Genomic DNA, 10,780 nt, shown 5'->3' on the forward strand with positions numbered 1-10,780 from the left:
CCGTCAGCCACGACCTGCGTACCCGGGCGGCCTCGACCGCCTCGGTCGTGGTGGTGGCGATCGCGCGGGCCCGAGGGGGCAGGTGCTGCCAGGGCTTGTCCATCCGCCCAGGATCGCACGCGGCACCGACACGGCGCGTGATCGGCAGGGCCGCGCCCGGATGCGGGGACGGTGAACCCCGCGCGACCGCCCGGGACTGAGGCGACGGTGGCGGGGCCGCACTACCGTGGCGTCATGAAGCCGATAGTGGTCCTGGCGTGCTGCGGTGTCGGCGTGCTCGTCCTCGTCGGGGTCATCGTGGCGGTCGTGTTCCTGGCGCAGGCGTCGGCGAAGGCCGAGCGGGCCCGGCGGGAGAGCCTGCGGCAGTGGGCCGTCGGCAACGGGTGGACGTTCGCGCTGGCCCCGGCCACGGACTGGACCCCGAGGCTGCCGGGGCGCAACCGGCGCGGGGTGTCGCTGGCGCTGTTCGGCCGGTTCGGGGCGCGGCCGACCGCCGTCGGGGAGTACTCGTACACGGAGACCACCGGCAGCGGGGACAACACCTCGACGACCACGCACCGGTACGTCGTGGTGACCCTGATGCTGGACCAGGAGTTCCCGGCGGTGTCCGTGCAGCGGCGCGGGGTCGTCTCGCAGCTGGGGCGGCAGTTGTTCGGGGACCGGGGCGCGGCCACCGGGCACAAGCAGTTCGACGCGTTGTTCCAGGTGGTGGCGGAGGATCCGGGGTCCGCGCTCCGGCTCGTGGGGCCGGCCCTCATCCACGCGCACCTCGCCGGGGCGGTGCCGGTGTGGAGCCTGCGGGGGCGGGAGCTGCTGATGTGGGAGCAGGGGCGGATCGACCTGGCCCGGGTGCCGGGGATGGCGGCGCCGCTGGCCCAGGTGGCGGACCTGCTCGGGCGGTAGGCCCCGCGGACCTGGCCGGTAGCCCGCGTCCGCCGGGCGGGCAGGCCAACCGGTCGCACCCCTGCCCGCGTCAGCCGGGCCGGCCGGTCACCGGCCACCGGAGCCGCAGCCCACGGCCGGAACCGGCCTCCCCGGGTCATTCGCCCCAACGCCTACCGAACACCCATCTTCCCCGACACGTCCACCGTGACCAGGAACCCATCCCTCTGACCTGGGCGCATAGCGTAGACTGGATCGTGGTCCGCCCGGTTCTGCCGCGGACCGATTCTCATGTCGCCCACCACGCGCCGCGACCTACGAGGTCTGCGCCGGGCAGGACGACCCTTCGACGTTCGGAGTTCTCATGGCGGCTAGCCGCCCCATCACCACCTCTACCGACGCCACCTTCAGCGAGCTCGGCGTGCCCGCGCCGCTGGTCAAGGTGCTCGAGGACAACGGCATCCTGTCGCCGTTCCCCATCCAGGTCGCGACGCTGCCCGACTCCCTCGCCGGGCGCGACGTGCTCGGCCGGGGCCGGACCGGCTCCGGGAAGACGTACGCGTTCGCGCTGCCCCTGATGGCCCGCCTGGCCGCCAGTGGCACCCCGCGCCGCGCCGGCCGCCCGCGCGCGATGATCCTGGCCCCGACCCGCGAGCTCGCCACCCAGATCGAGGCCACGCTGGCCCCGCTGGCGAAGGCGATGGGCCTGCGGACCCTCACCGTCTTCGGCGGCGTCGGCGCGGGCCCGCAGATCAAGGCCCTCAAGGCCGGGGTGGACATCCTCGTCGCCTGCCCGGGCCGGCTCGCCGACCACCTGCAGACCGGCAACGTGTACCTCGACGCGGTCGAGATCACCGTGCTGGACGAGGCCGACCACATGGCCGAGCTGGGCTTCCTGCCGGTCGTCCGCCGGCTGATGGACCACACCCCCCGGGTGGGTCAGCGGCTGCTGTTCTCCGCGACCCTCGACGGCGGGATCGACGTCCTCGTCAAGCGGTTCCTCAGCAACCCGATCACGCACAGTGTCGACTCGGCGCAGTCGCCGGTCGTCGACATGGCGCACCACGTGCTGCACATCCGCAAGGAGGAGCGGCTGCCGATCCTCGCGGACCTGACCGCCGCCCCGGGCCGCACGATGGTGTTCACCCGGACGAAGCGCGGGGCGAAAACGCTGACCCGCCAGCTCAACGCGGCGGGCGTGCCGGCCGTGGAGCTGCACGGCAACCTGGGCCAGAACGCCCGGACCCGCAGCCTCGCGGCGTTCTCGGACGGTTCGGCGAAGACCCTGGTGGCCACGGACATCGCGGCGCGTGGCATCCACGTGGACGACGTGACCCTGGTGATCCACGCGGACCCGCCGGTCGAGCACAAGGCGTACCTGCACCGCTCCGGGCGCACCGCCCGGGCCGGCAACTCCGGCACCGTGATCACCCTGATGACGAACGAGCAGGTCAGCGACGTCCGTGACCTGACCCGCAAGGCCGGCATCTCGCCGACCACCACCAAGCTGAGTCCCGGGCACCCGTTGCTGCAGGAGCTGGCCCCGGGCGAGCGGGTGTTCGTCGCGCCGTCCCAGGCCACGATCGCGGCGGCGGCCACGGCCGAGGCCGCGGTGCGCGGTGGCGGCGGCGGTTCCGGTCGCGGGGGTCGCTCCGGCGGCTCCGGCCGGCCGGCCGCGGGTTCCGGGCGCGGTGACGGTCGGTCCGGTGCGGCTTCCGGTCGGGGCGAAGGTTCCGGTCGGGCGGCCACCGGCGGCGGGCGCGGGCGCGGTGGCTCCGGCCAGGGCGGTTCCGGCCAGGCCTCCGGCGCGGGTCGCGCGGCGGGTTCCGGTCGCGGTGACGGCGCGGGTCGGGCCGAGGGCGCCGGGCGCGCCGCCGGTTCCGGTCGGGGCCGGGCCTCGGGCGGGGCGGGCGGCAGTGTGCCGTCGCCGCGTCGGGGCGGTTCCACGGGGGCGTCCCCGGCCCGCAACGGCGGGATCGTGGCGTTCTCGACGCAGTCCCGCACGGGCGGTCGCCGCAGCGGCAGCTGATGTTCCACTGAGCCCCCGGCGAGGTCACCGACCTGTCGGGGGCTCTTTCACACCCGGGACCCTCGGATGGGTACGGTGCGCCCCGACCCGGTTCCCGCCGGTCGTCCGGGGTGCCCGTGCGGGGTCGGCCGGAGAAGCGGCACGCCGGCTCGCCGCCCGGTCAGGCCGGGTGCGGGACCCCGGTCGGGAAGCGCGTGCCGTCGGGCTGGACCCGTTCGATCCGGTCGAGATCGCCGCGCAACAGGTCGTCGTACCCGATGGTGAAGTCGCCGTTGGCCAGGTCGTCCGCCCCGAACTCCCGGCCGATCACCGTCCCCGGTAGGAACTCCCGCAGCTTGTGCCGCAGGTCCGCCGGGTAGTCCACGGGGCAGCCGACGTGCAGGAACTGTTCGCGGGTCACCCTGCCGGGGACGTGCGGGAGCATCGCGTTCGGGCCGCCCGCCAGGTTCACGGCCGTGTTCTGGTAGCCGAGCACCTCGATCGGGCCGTGCTCGGGGTGGTGGCGCCGGCCGGCGTACAGGATGGTGCCCGTGAACTCGGCCGGCCCGGCGGAGACGCACATCAGCGGCCGCCTGCGACGCGGAGGACCGTGCCCGTGGCGTACGACGCGTCCGGGCCCAGCAGCCACGCGATGGCCGCCGCGATCTCCTCCGGCTGGCCGGACCTGCCCAGCGGGGTGGTCGCGCCGATCCGGTCGGGCCGGCCCGGGTCGCCCATCGTCGCGTGCATGTCCGTGTAGATCGTGCCGGGGGCCACGGCGTTGACCCGGAGGCCGGCGGGGCCCAGTTCCTTGGCGAGCCCGACGGTCATCGCGTCGACGGCGGCCTTGGTGGCGGCGTAGTGCACGTACTCCCCCGGGCTGCCCAGGGTCGCCGCCGCCGAGGACACGTTCACGATCGCGCCGCCGGCCGCCATGGTCCGGGCCGCGTACCGGCAGCACAGCAGGTAGCCGACGACGTTGACGTCCACGACCCGGCGCAGGTTCTCCGTGGTCTGGTCGGCGAGCGGGCCGAGCGGGCCGGTGACGCCCGCGTTGTTGACCAGCCCGGTGACCGGCCCGAACTCCGCGGCGGCCCCGAACAGCCGGGCCACGTCGGCCTCGTCCACGGTGTCCCCCGCGACCGCGACGCACCGGCCGCCGGCGGCCCGGACCTCCGCCACCAGCGCGGACGCCGCCCCCTCGTCGGAGTGGTAGCCGATCACCACGGCGTGTCCCTCGGCCGCGAGCCGGCGGACGGTGGCCGCCCCGATCCCCCGGCTGCCACCGGTCACCACAGTCACAAGTTCCGTCATGTCCCGACCGTACCGGGAAGTAGGAATCGGCTACACGAACGTCACAGCGGAACAGCACAGCCGTAACGGATGGTGACCAGGCTGTGGCGTATGAAGACTCTGTCGAAGGACCTGATCGAGCTCGCTGCCCTGTTCACGGCCGTCGCCGTGGCCGAGTTGTTCGCCGGGGCCCTCGGACACGGCCAGGGCGGCCCGTGGATCCTGGTCGGCCTGGCCGCCGCGCTCGTCGGGTGCTCCGGCGCGCACCGCTGGTGGGCGCACCGGCACGTCCGCGCGCCCCGGACCCCGGCCGCGACCGGGGACACCCTGTGGCGGATCCGGACCACGGTCGCCGACTCCCCGGGGCGGCTCGCCGCGCTGTGCACGGGACTGGCCGAGTTGGACGTCAACATCCTGACCATCCAGGTGCATCCGTTGGGGGACAAGGTGATCGACGAGTTCCTGGTCGTGGCGCCGGGGGCGGTGACCGGGCCGGCGCTGGTCGGGATGGTGACGGCGCGCGGCGGGATGGGGACGCACGTGGAGCCGGCGTTGGCGGGGTTGTTCGAGGCGCCGGGGGTTCGGGAGTCACCGGCCGGGTAGGGGCTTGGCGGGCCGCTTGCGGCCCGCGTCTGGGCGGGGCCGAACGGAATGGATGCGCCGGGGGCGGGGTCGGCATCGGGGGTGCTGGCAGCTCGCGTCGGGAATGCCCGGGCTCGGGGTAGATGGACCGGGGCGGAATCGGGGTGCGGGGCCGGGGGCGGCCGCCTAGCCTGGCGGGATGGATCCGGTGGGGCTCGCGCGGGGCTGGGGCGTGCGCGCCCGGTCGGTCCGGCGCCCCGGGCAGGGCACCAACAACTCCGTGTGGACCCTGGACGACACGTACGTGCTGCGGGTCTACCGCAATCTCGGCCTCGACCGGGTGCTCGCCGAACACCGGCTGCTCGCGGCGCTGGGCTCGGCGGGGCTGTCCTTCCGGGTGCCCACCCCGGTCGGGCCGGTCCGGGAGACGGCGGACGGGCCTGCGGCGCTGTTCGAGTACCTGCCGGGGACGGCCGGGAGGCGCGGCGCGGACGGGGAGGCGCTCGGGGCCGCGCTCGGGGAGCTGGACGTCGCCCTGGGCACGCTGGACCCCGGGCTGGCCCCGACCGACTGGCGGGTGTCCCTGGACGAGGTGCACCCGGCCGTGCCCGAACTCGACGCGCTCCTCGGGGACCTGCGGGCCGCCTGCGGGCCGCACCCCGGGCTGGACAGGATGGACCGATGCGCGCGGGAGACTGACGCGGCGTACCGGAAAATGCTCGTTGATCTTCCGGTGTCGATCTGCCATCTGGACTTCGCGCCCGGCAACGCGCTGCTCGACGGGGGCCGGGTCACGGCCGTGCTGGACTTCGAGATCGCGGGCCTGGACCTGCGGGTCAACGACCTGGTCGCCGGCCTGGTGCAGAGCACGGACCCGGCCGGCGAGGCGGCTTTCCTGCGCGGCTACCGGTCCCGGGTCGACCTCACCGACGCCGAGCTCGCGGCGGTCCCGCTGCTGGCCGACCTGCGGGCCATGGGCAGCCTGGTCTGGCGGGCCGGCCGCTGGCGCACCGGTTTGTCCACCCTGGACGAGGTGGTCGAACGGTTGGACGAAATCGCTTTGCGGCGGGAGTTCGCGGTCGCCTAGGCTCTGCGACCATGGCAAAGCTGAACCAGATCATCGCCGTCGAGAAGGGCGTCAAGAGCAAGTCCTTCCACGAACTCACCGAGGCGCACCACGCGGTGCAGAAGCCGGCCCTGCTGTCCGGCATCTCCCGCAGCTACCAGCCGAAGGATGAGGAGGGCGAGCAGCTGCCGCCGGAGTCCACGAAGGTCCAGACCCGGGCCGAGGACGTGCTCCGCCAGGTCGGCGTCGGGCTCACCAAGCTGTTCGACGTGACCGCCTCGAAGGACGCCACGAACTGCGTGGCCCGCGCCGACGTCGTCGTCGACGAGCGGGTGCTGCTCTCCGACGTGCCGGTGACCTACCTGCTGTTCCTCGAGAAGCAGCTGACCGACCTGCACACCTTCGTCAAGAAGCTGCCGGTGCTCGACGCCGCCGAGTCCTGGGTGTTCAACGACTCGGCCGACTGCTGGTCCACCGAGCCGGTCCGCACCATCCGGACGAAGAAGGTGCCCCGCAACCACGTGAAGGCCGAGGCCACCGAGAAGCACCCGGCGCAGGTCGAGGTCTACTACGAGGACATCGCCATCGGGTACTGGACCACGGTCAAGTTCTCCGGCGCCCTGCCCGCCAAGCGGGTCGCCGAACTCCTCGAGCGGGTCGAGAAGCTCCAGCAGGCGGTCAAGTTCGCCCGCGAGGAGGCCAACAACACCGAGGTGACCGACCGCGCCACGGGCGACAAGGTTTTCGGCTACCTGTTCCGGTAGCCGAATCAAGACACCTCCGGGGAGCCGGGGGTGCGCGGAAGCGCAAACTGAAACTGAGACGTTCAGACTGACGGGGCAAGGTACAGGTGGAGGTTCGAGTCCTCCCTCCCGCACTCGCGCGGGGGTAGCCCAAACACGGCAGAGGCAGCCGCCCCTCAACTTCAGACTCTCGCTCCAGCTTCAGTATTCGCCGCCGAACACCAGATCAACCGGTCACGGACTGACCGCAGTCGAGATACGAGTTCAACTCTCGTTGCCCGCTCTTCCTGCGGGCGTGGTCTAACGGCATGACGCGACTGCTTCAACGTGATCTGTGACCTTAAACGTGCTGGTGTGAGCAATTGGGCGGCAACGCGAGGCCCGGGGGTTGGATACACCCCCGGGCTTCACCAACTACCCCTATGATCTTGCCGGTGACCGACCTTCCCTCCGTGAGTACGGACCCCGCGGCGACCCGACCCGAACTCGCGGCGCTCCGTGCGGCCGTACAACGTGGGGACTGGGCCGCCGTGTCGGGATTCCTCGCGGGCCTGACAGATCCGGACGACCACAGCTTCGCGGTCAGGTTCGCCGGCGCGGTCCCCGGGGCCGAGACCTTCCTCCGCGAGGTGGTGGCCGGGCACCCGGGTGCGACCCTGCCGATGACGCTGCTCGCCGCCCACCTCAACGAGCTGGGCTGGACGGCCCGGTCCGCGTACTCGTCGAGTCAGGTCAGCGTGGCGCAGTTCCGGGCCTTTCACGGGTACCTCCGGCAGGCCGAACCGCTCCTGGTCGAGGTGACCGCCCGGGAACCGGAGAACGTCAGCGCCTGGACCCTCCGGTTGCACACCGCCCGGGGCCTGGAACTGGGCCAGTCCGAGGCCCGCCGCAGGTTCGACAGGAGTGCGCGGTACGCGCAGCACAGCCTGGGCACCTCCACCCAGCTCCTGCAACAACTGTGCCCCAAATGGGGTGGTTCCTGGGAGGACGCGCACGCCTTCGCGTGGGAACGCACGCTCGCGGCCCCCGAGGGCGCCCCCAGCGGTGCCCTGGTGGCGGCGATGCATGTCGAACGTTGGGTGAACGCCCCTCGGGAGAACCGGCTCCACCAGTACTTCCAACGGCCCGCCGTGCACGCCGAGCTCGTCGAGGCCGCCGGCCGGTCCGTCGACCACCCAGCCTTCCGACGAGCCGGGTACCGGGCCGCCTACGCGCTCAACATGTTCGCGATGACGATGAGTCTCTGCGGGGACCACTCCTCGGCCGCGCGCCACTTCCGCGCGATCGGCGCGGAGGCCACGGAGCAGCCATGGATGTACGCGCCCTACGGCCTCCACTCGTTCAGGAAGTTCCGTTCCACCGCGCTGCGGAAGGGCTGATCCGATGATCCACGAGACCGAAGTGGACGGGGTGCCGACCCTGCTCGCCCCGACGTCCGGCCCGATGCGGGCCGGCCTGCTCTTCCGGGTCGGCACGGCCGACGAGACGCTCGCCCGGTCAGGTGTCACCCACCTGGTGGAACATCTCGCCCTGCACCGGCACGGCCAGACGGATTACCACTTCAACGGCACGACCAGCACGGTCGTCACCCACTTCCACATGCACGGCTCCGAATCCGACATCGTGGCCTACCTGACCGGCGTGTGCGAGTCGCTCACCGACCTGCCGGTGGAACGCCTGGAGACGGAGAAGGCGATCCTGCGCACCGAGGCAGCGGGGCGCACCAGTGCCGCGAACGAGTCGATGGGTCTGTGGCGGTACGGGGCCCGCGACTTCGGCCTGGGCAGCTACCAGGAGCTGGGACTGCACGCGCTCGGGCCGGACGACGTGCGCGAATGGGCGGACACGTGGTTCACCCGGGAGAACGCCGTGCTGTGGATCGCCGGGGACGCCGTGCCCCCGGGCCTGAAGCTCCGGCTCCGCGACGGCACCCGCCGCCCGCCGCCCGCCGCGTCCGAGGTCCTGCCACACACCCCCGCCTACTTCGCGGGTCCGGACAACCTGGTCGTTTTCGACGCGGTCGTGCCCCGCTCTACGGCGGCGTCCGTGTACGCCGGGGTGCTCGAACGCGAGCTGTACCGCAGTCTGCGGCAGGAGGGCGGCTACTCGTACACGGCCAGCGCCTCCTGCGACCCGCGCGGCGACGGTCTCTCGGTCGTCACCGCCGTGGCTGACGCGTTGCCGGCGCAGCAGGACGCCATGCTCGGCGGTTTCCTCGACGTGCTGTGGAAACTCAAGGTGGGCCGGATCGAAGACGAGGACCTGGCCGTGACCCGGACCAGGGCCGAGGAGTTGTTCCAACATCCTGATTCGGTGCGACTCCCCGCCCACGCGTGGAACCTGATCACGGGTCAGTCGAACCACACCACGGAGGAACTCCGCGCGGAACTGCGGGCGGTCACCGTCGCCGATGTGCACGCCGTCGCCGAGCAGGCCATGGGTTCCGGGCTGATCATGGTGCCAGGGGGACGCGGTGCCGACACAGCCGGCTTCACCGAGGCACCTCGGCATTCGACGGCCGCCGTCACCGGCGTCGCCCACCGGTCACGGGGAGCCTCCAAGGCGCGACTCGTCCTCGGGCCGGAGGGCGTGAGCGTGGTCGACCAGGGTGCCACCGCGACCGTGCGGTACGACGAGTGCGCCGCCCTCCTGACCTATCCCGACGGCGCGCGCCGCCTGTTAGGGCACGACGGCGTCGGGGTCGCGATCGAACCCACCCTGTTCAGGGTCCCGCGCGGCGCGGTCGACGCGGTCGATGCCGCTGTGCCCCCGGGCGTGGTGGTCCGGATGCCTGCCCGGACAGCCCAGAACATCCCCCGGGCCCCGAGACGGCGGCCGAAGCCCTTGAGGGCGATGTCGACAGCCGAGGCGCTGTTCTTCCTCGCGCTCGTGTTGGGAAGCGGGTTCTGCGGACTCTTGACCCTGGTGGCGGCCGGAACCCTCATGCAGGACGGCTCCACGTTCGAGAACTGGAGCTTTCTCGTCGTGATGGGCGGACTCACTCTCGGCATGATCCACCGGTGTTTCCTGCTCTACCGGACCGGCTGACGCCCCCGGCACGCGCCGTGCCCGGCCGGCCCGGTAGGGCACGGGCGACCTACAGCACGATCGGCGTCTTCTTCGCGTCGAACCAGTAGTTGTCTTTCCACTCGTTGCCGTTGCCGTGCTCGTAGGAGACCACGGGCCCGAACCGCCCGCACTTGGGGAACTCCCCCGTGCCGGTCCGGGCGAACGCGTTGCGGAAGAACTTGGTGTTCAGGGCGAGCGGGAAGGGTTTGCTCTTCAGGCTGCCGGCGTAGACGCAGTACCCGCCGCCGCTGAAGTAGTTGTCCTCGACGGTGACGTTGGCGACCTGTTCGAAGTTGCCGTACAGCGACAGGGCCGCCGAGCAGCCGCTCACCGAGCACTCGACCCGGTTGTGCCGCAGCACCATGCCCGAGCCGCCGTGGAAGCCGATCCCGGACAGGTGCCGGCCCTCGGAGGAGCCGCCCTCGATCACGGTGTTGATGTAGGAGTCCTCGATCACCGTGTTGGAGCGGGGGTGCGCGCCGCTGAACGCGTTGTGCAGGTAGCAGCGGCGGCAGGTGAAGCCGGTCCAGCCCAGGATGATGACCTTCAGGTCGCCCTGGCCGTCGATCTCCACGTCCTCGATGAGGATGTTCTTGTACGTGCCCTCGAGGTCCGTCTTCACCCCGCAGCCCTTGGCCTTGATCCGGGACTTGCGGATGGTCACGTTGCTGGTCTTGATCACGATGCAGCCGACGACCTCGACGCCCTCGATCACGGTGCCGGACTTGGTGACCGTGATGTCGCCGGACGCCCGGAGCTTGGTGCCCTTGGGCACGCCGGTGTTGGCCTCGGACGGCCAGTAGCCCAGGCCGTCGGGCTTGACGGCCGGGCCGCTGGGCGAGGCCTTGGCGGACGGCGAGGGCGAGGCGGTGGCCATCGCGCCGGTGTCCCCCGGGTCCTCGGTGTCGGGACCCGGGGTCGTCGAGCCCTCGGTGATCGGGAAGCTGACCGGCTTCTCGGTGCCGGTCGCGTACACCACCACCCCGGCCATGACGCCGACCGCGGTGACGACGGCCAGGGCGATCAGGCCGATCCGAACGAGCCGGTTCTTCCGCGCATGGTGCGGGATCTCCGGGGTTTCCGGGTCGATGGGCTGGTCTTCCATGGTGCGTGGCTCCTCAGGTGACCCCGATGTGG

General features: G+C 72.2%; 9 protein-coding genes, 1 tRNA gene and 1 pseudogene. 8 read left to right on the top strand and 3 right to left on the bottom strand.

What is annotated here, in order from left to right:
• The first annotated feature begins 234 nt into the window (after positions 1-234).
• Together PT931_RS11180 and PT931_RS11185 are read left to right on the top strand one after the other, a co-directional pair.
• Entirely contained in the window at positions 235-903 is a 669-nt protein-coding gene (locus PT931_RS11180) for a hypothetical protein (protein WP_456245666.1), read from the top strand.
• A 343-nt stretch (positions 904-1,246) separates the two neighbouring features.
• Positions 1,247-2,650 (top strand): annotated as a pseudogene (locus PT931_RS11185) (DEAD/DEAH box helicase); the annotation flags it as partial.
• Between the two features lie 421 nt (positions 2,651-3,071).
• Here the strand turns inward: PT931_RS11185 and PT931_RS11190 are convergent.
• Both PT931_RS11190 and PT931_RS11195 read right to left on the bottom strand, forming a co-directional pair.
• Positions 3,072-3,473 carry a hypothetical protein gene (locus PT931_RS11190; RefSeq protein WP_456245667.1) on the bottom strand — a complete coding sequence of 134 codons (402 nt, stop codon included), beginning with the start codon at positions 3,471-3,473 and terminating at the stop codon, positions 3,072-3,074.
• Positions 3,473-4,204, bottom strand: coding sequence for an SDR family oxidoreductase (locus PT931_RS11195; protein WP_456245668.1), 732 nt, complete (start codon positions 4,202-4,204; stop codon positions 3,473-3,475). The genes PT931_RS11190 and PT931_RS11195 overlap by 1 nt, the downstream gene beginning before the upstream one ends.
• Positions 4,205-4,294: 90 nt before the next feature.
• On the opposite strand from PT931_RS11195, the gene PT931_RS11200 reads away from it, so the two are divergent.
• The 6 genes from PT931_RS11200 to PT931_RS11225 all read left to right on the top strand — a co-directional run bounded on the left by PT931_RS11200 (position 4,295) and on the right by PT931_RS11225 (position 9,622).
• Positions 4,295-4,786: an ACT domain-containing protein gene (locus PT931_RS11200; protein ID WP_456245669.1), complete on the top strand. Its 492-nt coding sequence runs from the start codon at positions 4,295-4,297 to the stop codon at positions 4,784-4,786.
• A 178-nt stretch (positions 4,787-4,964) separates the two neighbouring features.
• Positions 4,965-5,852 carry a phosphotransferase enzyme family protein gene (locus tag PT931_RS11205; protein ID WP_456245670.1) on the top strand — a complete coding sequence of 296 codons (888 nt, stop codon included), beginning with the start codon at positions 4,965-4,967 and terminating at the stop codon, positions 5,850-5,852.
• An 11-nt stretch (positions 5,853-5,863) separates the two neighbouring features.
• Positions 5,864-6,595: a DUF7873 family protein gene (locus PT931_RS11210; RefSeq protein WP_363726267.1), complete on the top strand. Its 732-nt coding sequence runs from the start codon at positions 5,864-5,866 to the stop codon at positions 6,593-6,595.
• 118 nt (positions 6,596-6,713) lie between these two features.
• Positions 6,714-6,857: transfer RNA gene (locus PT931_RS11215), tRNA-OTHER, on the top strand.
• A gap of 151 nt (positions 6,858-7,008) precedes the next feature.
• Positions 7,009-7,953, top strand: coding sequence for a hypothetical protein (locus tag PT931_RS11220; protein WP_456245671.1), 945 nt, complete (start codon positions 7,009-7,011; stop codon positions 7,951-7,953).
• 4 nt (positions 7,954-7,957) lie between these two features.
• Positions 7,958-9,622 (top strand): M16 family metallopeptidase, encoded by a 1,665-nt coding sequence (locus PT931_RS11225; RefSeq protein WP_456245672.1) that lies wholly within the window; start codon positions 7,958-7,960, stop codon positions 9,620-9,622.
• A gap of 49 nt (positions 9,623-9,671) precedes the next feature.
• Here the strand turns inward: PT931_RS11225 and PT931_RS11230 are convergent, their stop codons facing one another.
• Positions 9,672-10,748: a right-handed parallel beta-helix repeat-containing protein gene (locus PT931_RS11230; protein WP_456245673.1), complete on the bottom strand. Its 1,077-nt coding sequence runs from the start codon at positions 10,746-10,748 to the stop codon at positions 9,672-9,674.
• Positions 10,749-10,780: the final 32 nt, after the last annotated feature.

The organism is Longispora urticae (assembly GCF_053902585.1).

Coding starts and splice junctions, on each gene's coding strand:
- PT931_RS11180 (WP_456245666.1), top strand. CDS start 235: ATGAAGCCGATAGTGGTCCTGGCGTGCTGCGGTGTCGGCGTGCTCGTC.
- PT931_RS11190 (WP_456245667.1), bottom strand. CDS start 3,473: ATGTGCGTCTCCGCCGGGCCGGCCGAGTTCACGGGCACCATCCTGTAC.
- PT931_RS11195 (WP_456245668.1), bottom strand. CDS start 4,204: ATGACGGAACTTGTGACTGTGGTGACCGGTGGCAGCCGGGGGATCGGG.
- PT931_RS11200 (WP_456245669.1), top strand. CDS start 4,295: ATGAAGACTCTGTCGAAGGACCTGATCGAGCTCGCTGCCCTGTTCACG.
- PT931_RS11205 (WP_456245670.1), top strand. CDS start 4,965: ATGGATCCGGTGGGGCTCGCGCGGGGCTGGGGCGTGCGCGCCCGGTCG.
- PT931_RS11210 (WP_363726267.1), top strand. CDS start 5,864: ATGGCAAAGCTGAACCAGATCATCGCCGTCGAGAAGGGCGTCAAGAGC.
- PT931_RS11225 (WP_456245672.1), top strand. CDS start 7,958: ATGATCCACGAGACCGAAGTGGACGGGGTGCCGACCCTGCTCGCCCCG.
- PT931_RS11230 (WP_456245673.1), bottom strand. CDS start 10,748: ATGGAAGACCAGCCCATCGACCCGGAAACCCCGGAGATCCCGCACCAT.